20 protein-coding genes are annotated in these 19,229 nt (G+C 64.9%); 9 read left to right on the forward strand and 11 right to left on the reverse strand.

Annotated elements, in window-relative coordinates; genetic code table 11:
• Window positions 1–50 precede the first annotated feature (50 nt).
• The 3 genes from OWC48_RS04370 (at window position 51) to OWC48_RS04380 (ending at window position 4,221) form a co-directional block, all read left to right on the forward strand.
• Window positions 51–2,435 (forward strand): TonB-dependent siderophore receptor, encoded by a 2,385-nt coding sequence (locus tag OWC48_RS04370; protein ID WP_282518837.1) that lies wholly within the window; start codon window positions 51–53, stop codon window positions 2,433–2,435.
• 138 nt (window positions 2,436–2,573) lie between these two features.
• Entirely contained in the window at window positions 2,574–2,981 is a 408-nt protein-coding gene (locus OWC48_RS04375) for a GFA family protein (RefSeq protein WP_282518838.1), read from the forward strand.
• A 160-nt stretch (window positions 2,982–3,141) separates the two neighbouring features.
• Window positions 3,142–4,221, forward strand: coding sequence for a Cj0069 family protein (locus OWC48_RS04380; protein ID WP_282518839.1), 1,080 nt, complete (start codon window positions 3,142–3,144; stop codon window positions 4,219–4,221).
• Between the two features lie 22 nt (window positions 4,222–4,243).
• Here OWC48_RS04380 and OWC48_RS04385 read toward each other — a convergent pair whose 3' ends face one another.
• Complete coding sequence (locus OWC48_RS04385; RefSeq protein ID WP_282518840.1) at window positions 4,244–5,071, reverse strand: MBL fold metallo-hydrolase; 828 nt, start codon at window positions 5,069–5,071, stop codon at window positions 4,244–4,246.
• A 93-nt stretch (window positions 5,072–5,164) separates the two neighbouring features.
• On the opposite strand from OWC48_RS04385, the gene OWC48_RS04390 reads away from it, so the two are divergent.
• Window positions 5,165–6,028, forward strand: coding sequence for a LysR family transcriptional regulator (locus tag OWC48_RS04390; protein WP_282518841.1), 864 nt, complete (start codon window positions 5,165–5,167; stop codon window positions 6,026–6,028).
• Here the strand turns inward: OWC48_RS04390 and OWC48_RS04395 are convergent.
• Window positions 6,025–6,786, reverse strand: coding sequence for a hypothetical protein (locus OWC48_RS04395; RefSeq protein ID WP_282518842.1), 762 nt, complete (start codon window positions 6,784–6,786; stop codon window positions 6,025–6,027). The two genes, OWC48_RS04390 and OWC48_RS04395, sit on opposite strands and share 4 nt — an antisense overlap.
• Before the next feature lie 15 nt (window positions 6,787–6,801).
• A complete protein-coding gene (locus OWC48_RS04400) occupies window positions 6,802–6,990 on the reverse strand; it encodes a hypothetical protein (protein ID WP_014496746.1) in 189 nt (62 codons plus the stop codon).
• 256 nt (window positions 6,991–7,246) lie between these two features.
• Here OWC48_RS04400 and OWC48_RS04405 point away from each other — a divergent pair, with 256 nt between their 5' ends.
• Complete coding sequence (locus OWC48_RS04405) at window positions 7,247–8,221, forward strand: DUF2336 domain-containing protein (protein ID WP_282518843.1); 975 nt, start codon at window positions 7,247–7,249, stop codon at window positions 8,219–8,221.
• Here OWC48_RS04405 and OWC48_RS04410 read toward each other — a convergent pair.
• The 5 genes from OWC48_RS04410 to OWC48_RS04430 form a co-directional block, all read right to left on the reverse strand.
• On the reverse strand, window positions 8,218–8,562 hold the full coding sequence (locus OWC48_RS04410; protein ID WP_028159699.1) for a DUF1491 family protein: 345 nt from the start codon (window positions 8,560–8,562) through the stop codon (window positions 8,218–8,220). The genes OWC48_RS04405 and OWC48_RS04410 overlap by 4 nt on opposite strands.
• Window positions 8,563–8,565: 3 nt before the next feature.
• Complete coding sequence (locus tag OWC48_RS04415) at window positions 8,566–8,859, reverse strand: BrnA antitoxin family protein (protein ID WP_282518844.1); 294 nt, start codon at window positions 8,857–8,859, stop codon at window positions 8,566–8,568.
• Window positions 8,840–9,100 carry a BrnT family toxin gene (locus tag OWC48_RS04420; protein WP_282518845.1) on the reverse strand — a complete coding sequence of 87 codons (261 nt, stop codon included), beginning with the start codon at window positions 9,098–9,100 and terminating at the stop codon, window positions 8,840–8,842. The genes OWC48_RS04415 and OWC48_RS04420 overlap by 20 nt, the downstream gene beginning before the upstream one ends.
• Before the next feature lie 108 nt (window positions 9,101–9,208).
• Window positions 9,209–9,922: a peptidoglycan-binding protein gene (locus OWC48_RS04425; protein ID WP_282518846.1), complete on the reverse strand. Its 714-nt coding sequence runs from the start codon at window positions 9,920–9,922 to the stop codon at window positions 9,209–9,211.
• On the reverse strand, window positions 9,915–11,786 hold the full coding sequence (locus OWC48_RS04430) for a PAS domain-containing sensor histidine kinase (RefSeq protein WP_282518847.1): 1,872 nt from the start codon (window positions 11,784–11,786) through the stop codon (window positions 9,915–9,917). The genes OWC48_RS04425 and OWC48_RS04430 overlap by 8 nt, the downstream gene beginning before the upstream one ends.
• A 408-nt stretch (window positions 11,787–12,194) precedes the next feature.
• Between OWC48_RS04430 and OWC48_RS04435 the strand changes: the two genes are divergently transcribed.
• Together OWC48_RS04435 and OWC48_RS04440 are read left to right on the forward strand one after the other, a co-directional pair.
• Window positions 12,195–12,620, forward strand: coding sequence for a DUF5330 domain-containing protein (locus OWC48_RS04435; protein ID WP_282518848.1), 426 nt, complete (start codon window positions 12,195–12,197; stop codon window positions 12,618–12,620).
• Window positions 12,621–12,688: 68 nt separating this feature from the next.
• Window positions 12,689–13,117 carry a SufE family protein gene (locus OWC48_RS04440; RefSeq protein WP_282518849.1) on the forward strand — a complete coding sequence of 143 codons (429 nt, stop codon included), beginning with the start codon at window positions 12,689–12,691 and terminating at the stop codon, window positions 13,115–13,117.
• Between the two features lie 117 nt (window positions 13,118–13,234).
• Here OWC48_RS04440 and OWC48_RS04445 read toward each other — a convergent pair whose 3' ends face one another.
• Together OWC48_RS04445 and OWC48_RS04450 are read right to left on the reverse strand one after the other, a co-directional pair.
• Entirely contained in the window at window positions 13,235–13,651 is a 417-nt protein-coding gene (locus OWC48_RS04445) for a MucR family transcriptional regulator (protein WP_063984587.1), read from the reverse strand.
• A gap of 158 nt (window positions 13,652–13,809) precedes the next feature.
• Window positions 13,810–14,676: a DUF308 domain-containing protein gene (locus tag OWC48_RS04450; protein WP_282518850.1), complete on the reverse strand. Its 867-nt coding sequence runs from the start codon at window positions 14,674–14,676 to the stop codon at window positions 13,810–13,812.
• 312 nt (window positions 14,677–14,988) lie between these two features.
• On the opposite strand from OWC48_RS04450, the gene OWC48_RS04455 reads away from it, so the two are divergent.
• Both OWC48_RS04455 and OWC48_RS04460 read left to right on the forward strand, forming a co-directional pair.
• Window positions 14,989–16,638 carry a glycosyltransferase family 39 protein gene (locus OWC48_RS04455; protein ID WP_212481824.1) on the forward strand — a complete coding sequence of 550 codons (1,650 nt, stop codon included), beginning with the start codon at window positions 14,989–14,991 and terminating at the stop codon, window positions 16,636–16,638.
• A gap of 177 nt (window positions 16,639–16,815) precedes the next feature.
• Window positions 16,816–17,595 carry a class II aldolase/adducin family protein gene (locus OWC48_RS04460; RefSeq protein ID WP_282518851.1) on the forward strand — a complete coding sequence of 260 codons (780 nt, stop codon included), beginning with the start codon at window positions 16,816–16,818 and terminating at the stop codon, window positions 17,593–17,595.
• Window positions 17,596–17,816: 221 nt separating this feature from the next.
• Here the strand turns inward: OWC48_RS04460 and OWC48_RS04465 are convergent, their stop codons facing one another.
• Window positions 17,817–19,211 carry a M20/M25/M40 family metallo-hydrolase gene (locus tag OWC48_RS04465; RefSeq protein WP_085402705.1) on the reverse strand — a complete coding sequence of 465 codons (1,395 nt, stop codon included), beginning with the start codon at window positions 19,209–19,211 and terminating at the stop codon, window positions 17,817–17,819.
• Window positions 19,212–19,229: the final 18 nt, after the last annotated feature.

Consider the following 19,229-nt stretch of genomic DNA (forward strand, 5'->3'; position numbering starts at 1 on the left):
AGAGCGTTGTCGTGCAAGATCTTCATTTCCGTGCTGGCGCGAGGCCAGCGTTGTCGCATGCTTTCCTGATTACTCTGCTCGCGTCGGTGTCCTTATCGTCCGCGGCGCTCGCGCAAAGCGCGGCGGAGGACAACCGCTCCAGGGAGGTCGGCCCGGTGATCGTGTCGCCGCCTGCGCCGCGACAGGCTCCTGCCGTCAGCCCCGGCACTCAGAAGCAGCGCGCGGCCCGGCGCGCCGCGGGACGCAATCGTGGCGCCCCTGCTGTCGCCGTTCCGGCCACGCAAGCTCCGAGCGGCCCGGTGCAGACGCCGCTGAACACGGCCGCCGTCACCGACGTCGGCTCCCGGCTCGGGATCACGGCGCGCGAGATGCCGGCGACCGTCGAGGTCATCAGTCATCAGACGATGCAGGACCTGGGCATCCGGACCACGACCGACATCGCCAAGGCTGCAGTCGGCGTCACCGGCGGCGATGCGCCCGGCGCGCCCGCCATCTTCTCGATGCGTGGCTTTTCCGGCGACCAGATCTCCACGCTCTACAACGGCATCCCGATCGGGCCGTCGACCATGACCGGCCGTCCCATGGACGTGGCTGGCCTCCAGCAGGTCGAGATCATCAAGGGACCGGACTCGCTGGTGGCGGGCCTCGGTGCGACCGGCGGCGCCATCAACTACGTGAACAAGGCGCCGCACACCGGACCAATCGTCAACGACGCCTTCACCTCCTACGATTCCTTCAACGGCTATCGCGCCGGTTACGGATCGGGCGGCAGCACGCTGATCAACGGCCTCGACTACCGCTTCGACATCAGCCATTTCAACAACAAGGGCTTTATCGACGACACCTATTCGAAGCTCAGCAACGTATCGGGCCAGCTGAACTATCGCGTCAACGAGAACCTGAAGATCTGGGGCGCGACCGAATACAGGCAGGACAACGACCGCTTCTACTGGGGAACGCCGCTCGTGCCGGCGAACGCGCCGGGCATCGTGCCGACGTACGGCATCGTGTCCGGCCTCTGGAGCAACTATTACCTCGGCGGCGGCACGCCGGTCCCGGTCACCATCGACGCGCGCACGCTGACCACGAACTACAATGTGCTCGACAATCACAGCGGCGCCAACGAGCTCTGGCTGCGCAGCGGCTTTCAATGGGACATCACCAACAACATCTCGCTGAAAAGCCAGGTCTATGGCTATGACGCCCACCGGCACTGGTTCAACAACGAGATCTCGTCGTTTGACCAGACCGTAGGCAATTTCGCAGGCGCGCAGAGCATCTACCGCGAGCGCCTGGCGCTCGATCACGCGCAGCGGCTCTACGGCAACATCACCGACCTCACCGTCAATTCCAACGTCGGCGGAATGGACAATCGCTTCGTCGCCACCGTGGCGGCGAGCAGCAACCAGTTCAACGTCTCGCAGGACACGCTGTTCTTCAATGACTACGTCGACCTCCTCAACCCGGATCGGGGGTTCTATGGCCCACGCGCCGACGAGAAAATCTACACCCATCTCGACACCGCCTCGCTGTCGTTCGAGGACCGGCTCAAGCTGACCTCGACCTTCGCGCTGATCGGCGGCATCCGTTTTGAGAATATCGAGCTGTCGCGGACCCGCTTCGACGAGAATGGCCTTCTGAAAGCCAACTATCCTTTCTCGAAGACGTTCAATCCGGTCACCGGACGCATCGGCTACACCTGGGACATCGCGCCCGGCGTGATGCTTTACAGCCAGTACGCGACGGCAGCCGACCCGACGGTGGCGAACATCTTCATCCTCAGGCCCACGACGCCGCTGCTGCTCACGACGTCGCGGACCTACGAGACCGGCGTGAAGCTGCTGTCGGCCGACAAGCGCGCGGAGGCCACGTTCTCGGCCTTCGACATCGAGCGCAAGAACGTCTACGTCCCGGAAAGCGGCATCCTCTTCAACGTCGCCGGCAAGATGGCCTCCAAGGGCGTCGAGATTGCCGCCGCGGTCAATCCGGTCGCCGGCCTGAAACTATGGGGCAACGTCGCCTTCGTGCAGTCGCGCTTCATCGACTTCACCTATGTCGACGGCAATGGTGACTTCCAGTCCTATTCGGGCAAGACGCCGCCCAACGTTCCCAACTTCATCGCCAACGCCGGCGCCTCCTATCGCTTCGATACGAAACTGCCGGTGGAGATCGGCGGCCTCGTCCGTCACGTCGGCGACCGCTTCAACTTCCAGGACAATCTGGTCACGATGAACGCCTACACGATCTTCGACGCATACGCGTTCGTCGATATCCCAAAGGCGTATTTCCCGGGCGTCGACCAGACCCGGATCAGCTTTCGCGTGAGGAACCTGACCAACAAGCTCTACGCGGCGTGGGGCGATCCGGGTTACACCGACCAGATCATCCTGGGCGCGCCGCGCAGCTACGAGGTCGCGGCTTCGTTCAAATGGTAGTCGCGGATCAGTTCGCCCGCGCCGTGGCGGGAGTTGTCACGCGACAGTAGGACGCAATCGCAAATCGATTACGCCGTTGAAGCCGCAGGTCTCGAGAGCTATCGATCAACGAAACCTGCCTTTCATCGGGAGCATCGCATGAGCACCATCACCGGCGGCTGTCACTGTGGCGCGATCCGCTATCAGGTCGAGGGCGAAGCGATCGTGCACGCGCTGTGTCACTGCCGCGATTGCAGGCTTCACGCGGGCGCTCCCGTCGTCGGCTGGACGATGTACGCGGACGATGCCGTCAAGGTGACCAAGGGCGAGCCCAAGGTGTATCACTCCTCGGAACATGCCCGGCGGCACTTTTGCGGCGACTGCGGAACCGGCCTGTTTTACGTCAATGCCGACATGTTGCCCGGGGTCATCGACGTCCAGAGCGCGACCTACGACGTTCCCGATGCCGTACCGGCGACGATGCACATCCAGGTCGCAGAGCGCCTTGGATGGATGGAGCGCGCGCACGAGCTGCCGACATTCGACCGCTATCCTCCGCCGCCGTAGCGGCGCGCGCCAAGCGTTCGCCGTCTGGATGGAACCGCACAAACACCATCTTGCAACGGCCTGACGATCTCACGTAGATTGATCGGCGTGGGGGCGAAGCAGACTCCCCGTGAGACCTCGGTCCAAGCTCTGCGCAGCACGCCATTCGTGGAGCTTGCGCATGGATACCGAACGCCACCCTCCTCTCCGTCATACCGTTGCCATCCTCTCCCGCGGCGACGCTGCCGCGCGCCGGGACACGACGGCGCAAAACAGCCGCTTCGTCCGCGTTTTCGAAGCTCTCGCCGCGGTCGGCATCGAAGCCCGGCCGGTGATCTACGACGAGATTTTCGCCGACGCCGTCCGCGATCAACTGCTCGCCGTCGATGGCGTGCTCGTCTGGGTCGATCCGATCCATCAGGGCAAGACGCGCGAGGCCCTCGACCCGCTGCTTCGCGACGTTGCGGCGCAAGGGCCATGGGTGAGCGCCCATCCCGACGTGATCCTGAAGATGGGCGTCAAGGACGTGCTCTACCGCACCCGTCATCTCGGCTGGGGAGCCGACACCCATCGCTATGACACCGCCGCAAGCTTCCGCGCCGAATTTCCCGCGCGCCTTCAGGCGAACGGTCCGCGCGTGCTCAAGCAAAATCGCGGCAATGGTGGCCAGGGGGTGTGGAAGGTGGAGGCCCTGCCCAACGCGGGCGCCATGGTTCGGGTGCTGCATGCCCAACGCGGCAGCCTGCCCGAGGACATGCCGCTCGATGCCTTCCTCGCCCGCTGCGAGCCGTATTTCGGATGGGGTGGCTGCATCATCGACCAGGCGTTCCAACCCCGCCTGCCCGACGGCATGATCCGCTGCTACATGAGCGGCGCTAAGGTCGCGGGCTTCGGGCATCAATTGATCAAGGCCCTGATCCCGCCGCCGCCGGAAGGCCCGGACGCACCTGAGGCGCAGCCGGGCCCACGGATCATGCACGGACCCGATGCTTCGCAATTCCAGGCGCTCCGAAGGTCGATGGAGGACGAATGGACGCCGCAGCTGATGGACACGCTCGGCATCGACGAGCCGTCGCTGCCGGTGATCTGGGACGCGGACTTCCTGTACGGGCCCCGCAACGCCGCCGGCGCGGATACGTACGTTTTGTGCGAAATCAACGCGAGCTCCTGCTTCGCGATCCCCGAGGAGGCGCCGGCGGCAATCGCCCGAACGGTGAAGCACCGCTTGCTCCGGACTCAAACAGCGACTTCGGGCACATAGCGGCACAGCCGGGACGGCGCGATCAATGCGCACCGCAGCGGCAGCTTTCATAGGCGACGGGATCGTGGCTGTTGACGATGCTCACGCGGTTGCCGTGGTTGAGCTTCAGCGCGCGCAGCCGTGCCTGGTTGGCGATCCGCATCTTGCGATCCATGTCGCCCTTGCGCTGGAAATAGCCGAGCATCAGCGGCACGCGCGGCGACGGGTCGAGCTGGGCGTGGTGGAAATAGCTGTCGCCGGCATGCAGCAGCCATTTGTCACGTGATCGCACCGCGATGCCGCAATGGCCGAGCGTGTGGCCGGCGAGCGGGATCATCAGGATGTCGGCTTCCTTGTCACCGAGCGCGCGCACGCCCTTGAAGCCGAACCAGTCCTCGCCCGGCTCGTCGTAGAACTTCCAGCTTGGTCCGTGGCTCCACTGCCCCGTGACATAGCGCCCTTCGGGCGGCGCGGGCTTGCGTAACACCGCCATGTCGTATTCGGCGCGGTGGACGTGGATCGCGGCATGGGGAAAGTCCGGCACGCCGCCGGCGTGGTCGCGGTCGAGATGCGTCAGCAGCACGTGACGCACATCGCTGGGTGAGTAGCCGAGCGCTTTCACCTGCTCGACCGCCGTCTCCGCCGGATCCAGCCTCGGCGCGGTCTGGCGCAGCCACCGGCCACCCAGCCGATTGGGCGTTGCGATATCGCCGAGACCAATGCCGGTGTCGACCAGAGCGAGTCCGTCCTTCGTCTCGACCAGCAGGCAATGGCAGACCAGGCGCGCGCGCTGGAACAGGCCGCCGGTGCCGTTCACCAGGCGACGGCCCATCGGACACATCGTGCCGGTGTTGAGATGGTGGATCTTCATGGCGCGTTCCTGCTGTTGTGAGCAGGGTGTTCTTGCCACCGGGCGATCTATAGGTAAAATATCGAATATTGATACTATCTCTAGGCTTATCCTATGGACATCCGCGAGCTTCGCTACTTCGCCGCCGTGTACCGCGAGCGCAATCTGACCGCGGCGGCGCGCGCCTGTTTCGTATCGCAGCCGTCGATCTCGACCGCGATCACCCATCTGGAGGCCGAGCTCGGCACCACGCTGTTCATCCGGCACAAGAAGGGTGTCGCACCGACCGCCTCAGCCGAGCAGTTTCATGCGTTGGCCCGCCGCATCATCGACGAGGCGGACGCCGCACGCAGCCTGTTCAGGAAGCCGAATACGAAGACCACGGTGACGCTGGGACTGATGCGCACGCTCGACGTACCCCGAACGATCGCGCTGCTGAAGCCGCTGACGACGCGCACCGACATCGCGCTCCGCCTCGTCGGCCACGACGAGCGCGCCGATGCGCGCATCATCTCGAAGAGCATGCTGCGCGCCGACGAGCATTTCGTCGCGCTGTGGAGCGAGCGCTATGTCGCCGCACTTCCGCCCGCGCATCCGCTGACGCTGAAGGAGAAGCTGCGGACCTCCGATCTCGCCGGCGTTCCGCTGATCGACCGCTGCCATTGCGAGCAGAGCGAATTCTTCGGCCGGACGTCACGACGAAGGCAGACCGCGGCGATCGCGCAGTCCGAGGATTGGGCAATGGCGCTGGTCGCGGCCGGCGTCGGCATCGCCATCGTTCCGGAAGGCGTGGCGCGCGGCAATCCTGATGTCGTGGTGCGCGACATCGAGGTCAGGGTCAAACGCGAGGTCGGCCTGGCCTACCGCGCATCGGAGCCGCTGGCGGATGCGCTGAAGGATTTTGTCGGAAAACTTCAGAAGCAGCGGCGCAAGCCGGATCCGACCGGCCCACGGCGTAACAAACGCAGGAAGTCTTAACCCTTCGAGATGACCGCGCGACCGTAAGGAGGCTGCGCCTGGACCGGCGGATTGGCGGTCTGGGCTGCGAGTTCGCCGATCAGGCGGTCGGCATCGGCGGCCATGCCGTCGGGCGCCTGGATCACCAGACGCTCCAGCGCCCAGCGATAGGACGAGATGCGCTGCTCGAGGCACAGCTGCACCCACTGGATGATCAGCGAGTTCTCCCGCATGCGCGCGACCGCATCCTCCCTCTCCCTTGGCGAGAGTTCGGAGACGCGCGCCATGCTGGCATCGCGCTTCCTGTCGAGATCGATGACGCGGATCGCGGAGGCGAAGAACGGCTCGAAGCGGGTGATGTCGTTGCGCACGTCCTCGATCAGCTGCGCATAGCGCGAGGAATGCGAGCGATGCGGCTCGTCGATCAGCGTGCGCCCATACATGGTGCGGTCGAACACGACCTTCTGCTGCCAGGGTGACGGCAGCGGCTTGTAGTCGCCGAACACGCTCTTCCAGGCCGGCCGCGACAGCGGCGGCTCGATCATGGGATAGGCGAGATCGCGAAGCTGGCGCTCCGCGTCGGTGAGCTGGAATTGGGACGGCCTCAGGCCGAGGCTGCCGGTGGCCTCGGCCCCGAGCCACCGATGCATGTCGTCGCTGCGCATGTCAGCGCGGGTGCGGCCGAAATCGCCGCCGCTACAGGCAGCGAGGCTCGCGCCCATCAGCGCGAGCAGGACGGCCGTTACGACAGGCCGGATCTGGCGGATGGCATCCGGCATTGCAAAAGCCGGATGCTAGCGGCGGCGACGACGGCGCCCCGGCGCTGTGCCCTGCTCCGGCCCGCGATCGCCGCTGGTTTCTTCCGTCTGGCGTTCGATGCGGATCACGGGGAGGATCAAAATCGTTCCCGTTTCCGTGCGCGGCGTGGCATCCCCCGACGAGCCTGCCCGGCGACCGGCCGGAAATTCGATAATGGTCCCCATATCAGCTCTCTATCAATTGCCGCGCGACCGAGCGCGCTGGTGCAACGTGCGTTCATTAAGATCAGTTCATGGTTAACGGGATGTAAACGCGCCTGCCGGACCGTAACCTCACGGGCGGCGCTCCCGCGTCCCGTTGCGGGACGACAACACCTGAAATGATGGGGCCGACTTCACGCCTCGTTTTCCTTAACGAGCCTTTAAAGGAACCTGCGTTAGGCTCGCGGACGAGTATCTTTTCCAGGTCGCGTATCTCTCCATGACCAAGTCGCTGTTTCCCGGATTCGACGGGCTGATGAGCCTCTCCCGTCGCGAAGGCGTCGATGTTCGCCCGACGCTGCTGCGCGTGCTGACGGACCTCTATGTCCAGGCGCCCACCCACAGCGACGACGAGCAGCGCCAGTTCATCGAGCTTGCGACGCGGCTGATCGACCAGGTCGACGATGCGACGCGCGCGGCCGTCAAGGCGAAGCTTGCGATCTATCCGCAGACGCCCGTCCCGGTCCTGCAGAAACTCGGGCTGGTTGCCGCCCAGGAAGGCCGCAGGGTTCCGCTCGCACGCGAAATCGCGGCTCAGGCGCAGGCGGCTTCGCCTGCTCGCACGCCGACCGACGCCGAGTCGCGCATGGCCGCCAACATGGCGATGCAGCCGAAGGAAGCGGCCGAGATCCACGACATGTTCTTCCGCGCCGATGCGACCCAGCGCGCGCTGGTCCTGCACAATCTGGCGCAGACCCCGCTGAAAGCCGCGCCGCGGATTCCGACCGTGCGTGCCAAGCGCGCGATCCAGATCCTGGAGATGGCGGCAATCGCCAACGACATCGAGAATTTCACCTACGAGCTCGGCGACAGCCTGATCCTGCCCTCGCGCGTCGCCGCGCAGATCGTCGACGATGCCGGCGGCGAAGCGCTCGCGGTCGCCGCGCGGGCGCTCGACATGCCGAGCCCGAACTTCCAGCGCATCCTCCTGTTCTTCAAGCCGGAGATCGGCACGTCGGTCGATGCGGTGTACCGGTTGGCGCGGCTCTACGACCGGCTCAGCGACCGCTCCGCGCTGGTGATGCTGGCGGCCTGGCGCGGCTCGACGCTCGCCGTCACGCGCGCAAAATACCAGTCGTCGCTGCATGACAGCGAACGCCAGCGCGCGCGTGCTGGCGCCAACCAGACGCGGCCGGGCGTGCAGCCGGGCTCGGCGCCTGCGGTGCGGACGGGCACCGACGGATCGGACCGCTAGGTCTTCGCCAATTCGAGAAAGTGGCGCCCTGCGCGGTCCTCGGTCTCGACGATCCAGGCATCCGGATCGAAGCGGATTTCCTTGGTCAGGCGCTCCTCGATGGTGTGCTCCGGCAAGGGCTGCTGCGCGACCGGCACGAAGAAGCGATCGACCGGGCGGCCGTCGTCATAGACGGTCTGCGGCGCCGGCGCGTACAGCATCGCATTGCCGTCGAGCAGCGACACCTTCACGAATACCGCCCCCGCCTCCTCGGCACCGCGACGGCGCACCGCCCCGAACACGCCCTCGGTCTGGCACCGGCGCAGGTACGCGGAAACCCAGATGTTTGATTTCAAACGCATGAACTAACCCGTGGCAGAATTGCGCTTACGCTTCACCACCTTGACGAGAGCTTCATCAATCCGGCTCTGCCAACCAGGCCCTTCCGCCTTGAAATAGTCGACCACGACAGGGCTCAGGCGCAAGGTCACCTGTCGTTTTGTCGGGGCTTTATTGGGGCCGCGGCCCTTGCGCATGCCCGGGAAGATCTCATCAAAAGTCTTCGCCCGAGCAAAGTCCTCCTTGGTCCATTCCGGATTATTACTCACCGCACGCACGTCGCGCGCAGTGTAACCCTTCTTAGCGGCGACTCTCTTCATAGAGTTCCCTTTCCTTCCTGCTGGCGGGACGCATGCTGACAATGCTGATGCCCTCGGTTCCGCGAGTTGCAAAGATGACCGAGATGACGCCACGAATGTTGATGCCGATCGCACGCCAGCGGTTGCGATACGTGGCCAAAACCAAAGCGTTGTCGAAGAAGGTCTCGTTGAGATCCGCGAAATCCATCCCGTGCTTGTCGAGATTGGCTCGGCGCTTTGGCTCGTCCCAAACGATCTTCACAAGGTTATTTTGTAACTACAAAATAACCTGAAGTCAATTGTGACCGGTTCCCGCCGCGCAAAGGGCAGTGAGGCTGGATCGGAATATCGACGCGCGCCGGCGCAGCGCTTATTCGACGGGATGGCCGATCGCGGCTCCGAGCTCGCGCAGCAGGCGGTCGGACACCTGACCCGTCACCTGCATCTTGTGCTCGCGCTCGAACTTCTGGATGGCCGACTGCGTCTCTGCGCCCATCGTGCCCGTGATCTTCAAATTGCCATAGCCGTATTCTGACAACGCACGCTGCACGCCGGCGATACGCCGCGCGGCCGGACTCTGCTGCACGGGAATCGGCGCCGGCGGACGCGCGATGGCGACGGAAGGCGGCGCCGACGTCGTTTGCTTGACCAGATTGGTCATCGGATCGCCCGAGCGCTGCGTCGATGCCGTCGCCTCGACGGGCTTTTCGGGTGGCTTCTCGGCGGCGCGCTCGGCAGGTTTGGGCTCGGCGCGGAACTCCGTCGCTCGCGGCTCCAGCGGCGAGGTATCGGCGCCGACCGGACGCGGACGCGGCAAGGGGTTCGACAACGGCACGGACGACGGCGCGGGAAGATTGATCACGGTGCCGAACATCGGCGCCGGATGCCGCCCGGTCTGAAGGAACAGCGCATTGGCGACGATCGCGCTGATTGCGGCGATGGCGACGAGACCGGCCAGCGTATCCTTGGGACTGTGCAGCAGGATGCGCATCGCAAGATTGCGCTCGGTCTCGACATCGATGACCGCGGCCTTCGCGCCACGGCGGCGCGGAGCAGCTTCGTCCTTGGCAGACTTCTTAGGCACTTTTCTTCACCAGAGCTGGTTGGTCGTGAGATTGGTCCTGAAGCTCCTGGCGCGGCACCGGCGTCAGCGTCGCGATCTTGCTCTCGGCCGCCATCCTATCAGACGTCTTGGCCTGCGGCGGCGTGTAGACGAGCGGCAGCCTGACGGTGACTGAGGTGCCCTCGCCGAGCCTGCTTTGTACAGTCAATTCGCCGAGATGCAACGCCACCAGACTCTTCACGATCGAAAGTCCGAGACCCGTGCCTTCGTGACGGCGCTGATAGGTCTTTCCGGCCTGGAAGAACGGTGCGCCGATGCGCTTGAGATCGTCCGCCGCAATGCCGACACCGGTGTCGCTGATGCGCAGCGTGAGCTGAGATCCGGACACCGCGGCGGATACGGTGACCTGACCGCCGCGCTCGGTGAACTTGATGGCGTTGGCGACGAGATTGAGCACGATCTGCTTGAAGGCGCGCGGATCGCCGGTCATGACAGGCAGGTCCTGCGGCGCATCGGTGATGAGGTCGATGCCGTTCTCCCGCGCCTTCAGCGCCAGCAGATTGCAGCAATGCATCAGAGAGGCGCGCGGCGCGAACGGTTCCGACGCAATCTCGAAATTGCCCGATTCCATCTTGGACATGTCGAGGATGCCGTTGACGACCGACAGCAGATGCTGGCCGGAATCGTTGATGAGCTGGGCATATTCCTTGCGCTGGGCCGCGCCCAGCATCAGGGTCTGCTCCTGCGCGATCATCTCGGAGAAGCCGATGATGGCGTTGAGCGGCGTGCGCAGCTCGTGGCTCATGGTGGCGAGGAAGCGCGTCTTGGCGGCATCGGCCGCTTCCGCGGCGCTGCGGGCCTGATCGAGCGCCTGCTCCGCGAGCTTGCGATCGGTGACGTCGCGCATCACGCCGACGACTTCCGCCTCGCGCGTGGCATCACCGTCAATATCCTGACGGCCGATATCCTGGTCGAGCGGCCGGCAGCGCATCTCGACCCAGATGAAATCGACCTGGCCACGCTCCGATCCGGCCGGCTCCCGCCGCAGCCGGAACTCGACGCTGCGCACGTCGCCGCGCGCGGCATCGGAGAGCGCGGTGAGATAGGCCGGACGATCGGCGACATGGACGCGGTCGAACAGGCCGTGGCCGAGCAGCTGCGCGACAGGCATGCCGAGCATGGCTTCCACCGCCGGCGAGATGAACTGCACCGCGCCGTTGCGCCGATGCCGCGAGATGACGTCGCTCATGTTGCGCGCCAGCAGGCGATAGCGCTCTTCCTCGCGCAACAGCAGCGCAACGCTGGTGCGCGCGAGCGATTCAGCGCCGAAGGCGAGGCCCGCGGCATAGAGCGTCGCCGATGCGACGCCGAACGCCATCAGCACGCCGCGTTCTGCGGCGCTGGCGTCTCCAGCCGGTAGCCAGCCGAGCTGGCCGGCAAGGATCAGGACACCGGCGCAGGACAGCGCAAGCAGGGAGGCGAAGGCCGCGACGCGGCGCGAGGCCGACAACGCGGCTTCCAGAGGAACCACGACCAGCCAGATCGCGGCGAATGATTCGATGCCGCCGGTGGTGCCGGCAACCGCCATGATCAGGCCGGCGAGCGCCAGCGACGACAGCACGTGGGCGCCTTCATAGCGACCGGTGCGCGACAGGAACCATGACAGGAGAATGGGGGCGATCAGCCACGCGAAGGCGGCGACCTCGATTGCGCCGGGCGCGCCGCGCGTGGCGAGATAGACCGGGAATGCGGCAAACGCTGCCAGGCTGCCGAGCAGCCGCGGCGCCATGAAGGCACGATGGCGCGCTCGCGTCAGCGCGTCGTAACGCGCGGAGGGATGCAGCAGTGCATCGAGACAATCGCGGATGATACTCAAAACTGTCACGGGTCTCGCGCTTCGGCCCACTCGTCGAGAAGACGCGCCGGAACGCCTCCTTATCGTTGAGCCACCGTGTCAGAGCGACCTTAAACGAGTGCTAAGGCAATGCGGCCCACCGCCGGACACTGTGTCATCGCGGAGATTTTTAAGCGATTTGACCACGTCATCATCGGGGATGGTGAACACAGGGTTTCACCAGTCCCCGCATGGTTTCGAATTGGTGGACAAGCGGCGCCAGCGCAATCACGGGCTCCGGCGTCAATCGAAAATTTACGACGTGGCGGCTCGGGAAGATTCTTGCGTAGATTTTCCGCGAATTAAGCGGAAGGCAATCACTTGCGATTTATCGAGAGTTGCTAGGTCCGACGCCTCGCGGGCATCGCCGCGGCGGGATCTAACATACAGGTCGATAAGATGCGCTTTCTGCTCCGCATCACATTCTGGCTCGGGCTGGTGCTGGTGCTCCTGCCACGGGACAAGACGCCCGAATCGGAAAAGCTGCCGCAGATCGGCGCCGCCGATGCGGTGCAGGCTGCGACCGCGGCCGTCTCCGACGTGACCCAGTTCTGCAAGCGCCAGCCGGCGGCCTGCGAGGTCGGCGGCCAGGCCGCGACCATCATCGGCCAGCGCGCACAGGACGGCGCGAAGAAGATCTACCAGATCATCAACGACAAGAAAGAGCAGCTCGAGAAGACCGACAAGAAGGCGCCCGATCATACCGGCTCGATCGCGCTGGCCGGCGAAGGCGATGCCGCCTCGAGCGAGGCGCCGCGCGACACCCTGAGCCAGGACGACCTCGCGCTGGAATGGCGGGGACCTGCGGCGGCGCAGGCGAATTAGCGCCCAAACCCTATCGATTTCACGTCCTCGCATCCTTATATTGGCCTGAACGGGAACATTGGGCCAGCATGACGACGATCGACGAAATCAGGGATAATTTCGAGCTTCTGGACGAGTGGGACGACCGCTACCGGTACGTCATCGAGCTCGGCCGCACCCTGGAACCGATGCCCGAGTCCGAGCATTCGGCCGAGAACAAGGTGAATGGCTGCGTCAGCCAGGTCTGGCTCCAGAAGCTGGTCGATCGCGATGGCGGCGCGCCGATCCTGAAATATCGTGGCGACAGTGACGCCCACATCGTGCGCGGACTGGTCGCGATCGTGCTCTCGCTTTACTCCGGCCGCACGCCGCAGGAGATTCTTGCGACCGACGCGATCGCGGTGTTCAACGAGTTCGGCTTTCGCGATCATCTGACGCCGCAGCGCTCCAACGGCCTGCGCTCGATGGTCGAACGTATCAAGACCGACGCGAAAGAGGCGCTCGCGGAAGCGTCCTGAAGCAGCATCGTAGGGTGGGCAAAGCGGAGCGTGCCCACCATTCTGAGTGCAATCGAAGAAGGCTGGTGGGCACGGCGCAAGAGCGCCTTTGCCCACCCTACGAGATCCGAGGCCGGACTACTTCCGCTTCCGCTGCTGCTGCCCCAGTCCCATCTGCTTTGCCAGTTGCGAGCGCGCCACCGCGTAGTTCGGCGCGACCATGGGATAGTCGGCCGGCAGGCCCCATTTCTCGCGATATTGCTCGGGCGTCATGTTGTACTGGGTGCGCAGATGGCGCTTCAGCGACTTGAAGCGCTTGCCGTCTTCCAGACAGACCAGATAGTCCGGCGCGATCGACTTCTTCAGCGACACCGCCGGCTTGGCCGGCTCGAGCGGCGCGGTCTCGGTGCGGCCTGACGAGACGCGCACCAGGGCGCCATGCACCTGGCTGATCAGGTTCGGGATATCGGCCGCCGGCGTCGGGTTGTTGCCGACATAGGCGGACACGATGCTCGCCGTCAGCTCGATGAAATTCTTAGCCCCGTTATCCGACATGGGCCCGACCTTTCCCTGACCTTGCGTCTCGCCGGAGAGACGACGCCTAAGTATTCCGTGTCAACAATACATTCGGCCGAAATAAGACGACTGACGAATATGAGCTGATTACTGACGAAGTGACAAGAACGATGGCGCTCTACTTGGACGCGGCGGTGTCACGACCGCTGGTCGAGATGGGCGCGCAGTTCGTCGATCGAGGCGAAGCGCATCATGCCTTCCGGCATCTGCGCTTCGATCGAGCCGTCGGAATAGAGCGAATAGGCCATGCCGTCGACGATACCCGATTTGAGCACGGTCACGGGCGCCTGCTCGACCGCCGGCGCCGGTTCGGGCGGAGGCGGCGGGCCGGGCTCGGCAAAGATCGACGGCGAGCGCGGCGGCGGGCGACGCCCGGCGGCCGGCTGTTCCGGTGGCCGCATACGGTCCGGCCTCGGCCAGGCATCGTCGAAGCTCGCCGGCTGACTCTCCGGGCCGGCCGGTTCCGTGGGCTCATCATGAGGCTGCGGCGGCAAGCTCTCTGTCGCCTTCGCCTCCGCGCGCTCGCGCTCCTTGCGGGAGGACGATGCGAACAACAGGTTGCGGCGGCGCGGCGCTTCCGGAGCCGCAGGCGGTGTCGAGGCTTCCGGCTCCGGCGGCAGCTCGGCGCGCGGACGCTCGCGCGTGGCGGCCTCGCTCTGCCACGGCGGCGGACCCGCGGCCGGTGGCGGCGGTGGCTCGGTTTTCGTGGCCGGTGCCGGGAACGGCTCGGACGCTGGCGCGCCAGGCACCGCGAGGCCCGGCAGCACGGGCCTGACCCGAACCTCGCCCGGCGCGGCCGATCCGGCCAACCGGCGGGCGATGCCCTTCAGTTCCACGACCACGACGTAGAGGCCGGCCAGTAACATTCCGGAGCAGACGCCAATGCTGCCGGAGATTATGAGGGTGCTGCCGAGGCTGGCCTCCCTGACGGTGAAGCCGAACAGGATCGTAAGGAGGCCCGCCAGGACGGCGAAAATCCCCACAATCAACAATGCCAAGCTCATCGAACTCACCCCTGGTCGCGCAGCCGTGCGCGACACCCGTTACGCCACGATACCGTCATACGGTGTTCCACGCCAACGGCGAATTAGAGCCTGCGTTCCTAAAGGGAAGGATATCAGGGACTTATTCACATTCCCTTCAGCTAAGGCCCGCTACTTCTAAGCTGCTCTCAACTGTCTGGATTTGCTGCGTCGCATCAGGATTTTAGCCATAATGCCCAATTACTTGGTAATGGAACTGCGCTATAGGGATTCCGGGGAAGTGGCCCGCGGGCACCAGCAGGGCCAAGAGGGGATTCCGGGTCACCAATAGCCATGACATCCATCACGACTTCGGCGATCGACACGCCTCTGCGGCGCTCGGTTGAACGGACTTGCGACGATCTCGCCATGCTGGTGCTGGCTGCGGTCGCCGTGACTGCAGGCTTGACCTTCCGCGATTACGGGCTCGGCTGGGACGATTACACCCACGCTGAATATGCCGACCTGCTGCTGCGCATGTTCGGTTCCGGCTTCAGGGACACCGCGGCGCTCTCTTTCGCGAATCTCTATATGTATGGCGGCGGCTTCGACATGGTCGCGGCTCTCCTGCACAAGGTCATTCCGCTCGAGCTGTTCGAGACGCGACGCCTGCTCGGCGCCATGGTCGGCGTGATCGGGCTTGCGGTGACGTGGCGGCTCGGCCGCCGCATCGGCGGGCCCCTTGCCGGTCTTGCCGCACTCCTGCTGCTCGCGCTCTGCCCGATCTTCTACGGCCACATGTTCATGAACCCGAAGGATGCGCCCTTCGCGGTGGCCATGATCATCCTGATGCTGGGCCTCGTACGCCTCGCCGAGGAATATCCGCAGCCGTCGCCGCGGACGATCCTGATCGTCGGCCTGGGTGCCGGCCTCTCGCTCGGCTGCCGCGTCCTCGGCGGCCTCGCGTTGGTCTACGCCATGATCGGCTTCATGCCGTTGTTCCTGGAGGAACTGCGCACCGAAGGCGCCCGCGAAGCAGCCCGCCGCTTCGCCCATGTCGTCTACGTGCTGCTGCCCGGCCTCGTGTTCGGCTATCTCGTGATGGGCCTGATCTGGCCGTGGTCGATCATGGAGCCCGGCAATCCCTTCGAGGCGCTGACCTATTTCTCGCATTTCTTCGAGAAGCCCTGGAAGGAGATGTTCGACGGCGCGATCGTGTCCGTGCCCGACATGCCCTGGTCCTATCTGCCGACGCTGTTCGCGCTGCAGCTTCCCGAGGTGATGCTGGTGCTGATGGGCGGCGCCGTGGTCAGCACCTTCGCGATGCTGCCACGCCGCGAGGTTCCGGCGCGCCGCAAGACCATCCTCTTAATGCTGACGCTGGCGGCGACCCTGCCGCTCGCGATCGCGATGGTGAAGCGGCCGGCGCTGTACAACGGCATCCGCCACTTCGTTTTCGTGATCCCGCCGATGGCGGTGCTCGGCGGCGTCGCCTTTGCCTGGGCCATGGAGCGCCTGCGCACCAACCACCGCACCTGGCAGCCCGTCGTGCTCGCGACCTTCTGCTTCGGCCTCGCGCTCTCGCTGGCCGAGATGATCCGGCTGCATCCCTATCAATACACGCACTTCAACCACATCGCCGGCACCGTGCGCGGCGCCGACGACCGCTTCATGCTGGACTATTGGGGCCTTGCGCTGAAGCAGGCCTCGGACGAACTGCGCGAGCAGATCGTCGAGCGGCAGGAAGTGGCGCCGGGCAACCGCAAATGGAAGGTCGCGGTGTGCGGTCCGCAGCGCCCGGCCCAGGTCGCGCTCGGGCCCGACTTCACCATCGGCTGGGATTCCAACGCGGCCGATTTCGCGATGACGCTCGGCGAGTTCTACTGCAAGGGCCTCACCGCGCCCGTGATGGTCGAGATCAAGCGCGACGACGTGGTGTTCGCCCGCGTCTACGACATCCGCGGCCGCAGCATTTCCAGCCTGCTGTCGATCCCGGCGCCGTAATATCTTTCTCCTGCCTTGTAGCCCGGATGGAGCGAAGCGAAATCCGGGATAGCGGCCCCGCATTACGCTGCGCTCCATGCGGGCTACGCTGAACTGCCGCGCTTTGTCCGCCTTGCTGCCGCCCCCGACCGCGATTACGCTCCCTCCCCGCAACAACGATGTTCGGAGAGATAAGCCATGTCGCCAGCGGAAGCGCGCCTGAAGGAAGTGCCGTCGAACATGACGGAGGCGGAGTGGCAGCAACGGGTCAATCTCGCCGCCTGCTACCGCCTCGTCTCGCTGTACGGTTGGGACGATCTGGTCGACACCCACATTTCAGCGCGCGTGCCCGGCCCCGACCATCACTTCCTCATCAACCCCTACGGACTGATGTTCGACGAGATCACGGCATCGAGCCTCGTCAAGGTCGACCTGCACGGCAACCAGCTCTCCGAGAGCGAGTACAGCATCAACCCGGCCGGCTTCACCATCCATTCGGCGATCCACGAGGTGCGCGAGGACGCGATCTGCGTGCTGCATCTCCACACGCTCGACGGCACCGCGGTGTCGAGCAGCGCGGAAGGGCTGCTGCCGCTGAACCAGACCGCCCAGCTCGTCACCCACGACCTCGCTTATCACGACTATGAGGGCATCGCGCTCGACCACGACGAGCGGCCGCGGCTGCAGAAGGACCTCGGCGACCATAACCACATGCTGCTGCGTAACCACGGCACGCTGACGGTCGGCCGCTCGGTCGCCTCCGCGTTCGAGCGCATGTACCACCTCGAGCGCGCCTGCTCGATGCAGGTGCGCACGCGCGCGCTGGGCACGCCGGTCTATCCGGTCGAGGAGATTGCGATCGAGAAGAACACCGAGCTGCTCGCCAACCGCGACCGCGCCGAGCTGCGCGCCACCAACCTGGTCTGGCCGCCGCTGCTGCGCAAGCTCGACCGCAAGCTTCCGGGCTACCGGTCTTGAGATTCTGCGGATTTCGTGTAAGGTAGGTCTCAACACCCTCTACACGTTTCGGAATGAAACGCCGCCCAATTCCGGGCGGCGTTTTTATTTGCGCCGTCATTGCGAGGAGCGAAGCGACGAAGCAATCCAGACTATGTCCGCGTGCCCACCTCTTCTATCGCAATCGCGAAGGGATGGTGGGCACGGCGCTTTGCGCCTTTGCCCGCCCTACGGCACCGTGCCTATTTCACGTCCGCGAGCGCCGCGAGGATCCGCGCCCACGAGCGGATGCCCTTCTGGAAACTGCGGAGGTCGTATTTCTCGTTCGGCGAATGGATGTTGTCGTCGTCCAGGCCGAAGCCGACCAGCAGCGAGTCGAGCCCAAGCGTCCGCTTGAAATCGGCGACGATCGGGATCGAAGCGCCCGAACCCATCAGCACGGTCTCCTTGCCCCACTCCTCGGTCAGCGCCTTGCTGGCGGCGGCGAGCGGTTTCATGTTCCAGTCGAGCGCCACCGCGGGCGCGGCGGAATGATCGCCGAACTCGACCTTGCAGTCGCCGGGAATGCGCGCCGTCACGTAGTCGCGGAAGGCCTTGCGGATCTTCTGGGGATCCTGCCCCTCGACCAGGCGGAACGAGACCTTGGCCGAGGCGTGCGACGGGATCACCGTCTTGGAGCCTTCGCCGATATAGCCGCCCCAGATGCCGTTGACATCGCAGGTCGGACGCGACGAGGCCTGCTCGATCAGCAGCCGGCCCTTTTCGCCGGCGGGGATCGACAGACCGATCGGCTTGAGGAACATCTCCGGCGTGAGATTGAGCTTCTTCCACTGCTCCAGGATGTCAGGCGGCAGATCCTTCACGCCGTCATAGAAGCCGGGGATGGTGATGCGGTTGTCGTCGTCGAACAGGCCGCCCAGGATTTTCGTCAGCACCCGGATCGGGTTCATGGCGCTGCCGCCGAACACGCCGGAATGCAAATCGCGATTGGCGGCGGTGATCTTCAGCTCTTCATAGAGCAGACCGCGCAGCGACGTCGTGATCGCGGGCGTGTTGCGGTCCCACATGCCGGTGTCGCAGACCAGCACGTAGTCCGCCTTGAACTCGTCCTTGTTGGCTTCGATGAAGGGGACAAAGTTCTTCGAGCCAACCTCCTCCTCGCCTTCGATCAGGAAGGTGATGTCGATCGGCAGCGAGCCCGTCACTTTCTTCCAAGCGCGGCAGGCCTCGACGAAGGTCATCACCTGGCCCTTGTCGTCCTCGGCGCCGCGCGCGACGATGATCTTGCGGCCGTCGGCATGGTCGGTGACGACAGGCTCGAACGGCGGACGGTGCCAGAGATCGAGCGGATCGACCGGCTGCACGTCGTAATGGCCGTAGAAAATCACATGCGGCCGTCCGCCCGCCCCGGTCTTGCCGACGATTGCGGGATGGCCGGCGGTCGGGCGCACTTCAGTGGCGACACCGAGGCTCGCGATGTCCTTGGCGAGATGCTCGGCCGCGGCCTTGCAGTCGGCGGCAAAAGCCGGATCCGCAGAGATCGACTTGATCCGCAATAGCGAGAACAGACGCTCCAGGCTGTTGTCGAAATCCTTGTCGATGTGATCGAGCACCGATTGAAGCTGCGCATTGGCCATGGTCGTATTCCTGACTTT

The sequence above is a fragment of the Bradyrhizobium sp. Arg816 genome, assembly GCF_029989365.1.
In the GTDB taxonomy this organism is placed as follows: Bacteria; Pseudomonadota; Alphaproteobacteria; order Rhizobiales; family Xanthobacteraceae; genus Bradyrhizobium.

Coding starts and splice junctions, on each gene's coding strand:
- OWC48_RS04375 (WP_282518838.1), top strand. CDS start 2,574: ATGAGCACCATCACCGGCGGCTGTCACTGTGGCGCGATCCGCTATCAG.
- OWC48_RS04380 (WP_282518839.1), top strand. CDS start 3,142: ATGGATACCGAACGCCACCCTCCTCTCCGTCATACCGTTGCCATCCTC.
- OWC48_RS04385 (WP_282518840.1), bottom strand. CDS start 5,071: ATGAAGATCCACCATCTCAACACCGGCACGATGTGTCCGATGGGCCGT.
- OWC48_RS04390 (WP_282518841.1), top strand. CDS start 5,165: ATGGACATCCGCGAGCTTCGCTACTTCGCCGCCGTGTACCGCGAGCGC.
- OWC48_RS04395 (WP_282518842.1), bottom strand. CDS start 6,786: ATGCCGGATGCCATCCGCCAGATCCGGCCTGTCGTAACGGCCGTCCTG.
- OWC48_RS04400 (WP_014496746.1), bottom strand. CDS start 6,990: ATGGGGACCATTATCGAATTTCCGGCCGGTCGCCGGGCAGGCTCGTCG.
- OWC48_RS04405 (WP_282518843.1), top strand. CDS start 7,247: ATGACCAAGTCGCTGTTTCCCGGATTCGACGGGCTGATGAGCCTCTCC.
- OWC48_RS04410 (WP_028159699.1), bottom strand. CDS start 8,562: ATGCGTTTGAAATCAAACATCTGGGTTTCCGCGTACCTGCGCCGGTGC.
- OWC48_RS04415 (WP_282518844.1), bottom strand. CDS start 8,859: ATGAAGAGAGTCGCCGCTAAGAAGGGTTACACTGCGCGCGACGTGCGT.
- OWC48_RS04435 (WP_282518848.1), top strand. CDS start 12,195: ATGCGCTTTCTGCTCCGCATCACATTCTGGCTCGGGCTGGTGCTGGTG.
- OWC48_RS04440 (WP_282518849.1), top strand. CDS start 12,689: ATGACGACGATCGACGAAATCAGGGATAATTTCGAGCTTCTGGACGAG.
- OWC48_RS04445 (WP_063984587.1), bottom strand. CDS start 13,651: ATGTCGGATAACGGGGCTAAGAATTTCATCGAGCTGACGGCGAGCATC.
- OWC48_RS04450 (WP_282518850.1), bottom strand. CDS start 14,676: ATGAGCTTGGCATTGTTGATTGTGGGGATTTTCGCCGTCCTGGCGGGC.
- OWC48_RS04455 (WP_212481824.1), top strand. CDS start 14,989: ATGACATCCATCACGACTTCGGCGATCGACACGCCTCTGCGGCGCTCG.
- OWC48_RS04460 (WP_282518851.1), top strand. CDS start 16,816: ATGTCGCCAGCGGAAGCGCGCCTGAAGGAAGTGCCGTCGAACATGACG.
- OWC48_RS04465 (WP_085402705.1), bottom strand. CDS start 19,211: ATGGCCAATGCGCAGCTTCAATCGGTGCTCGATCACATCGACAAGGAT.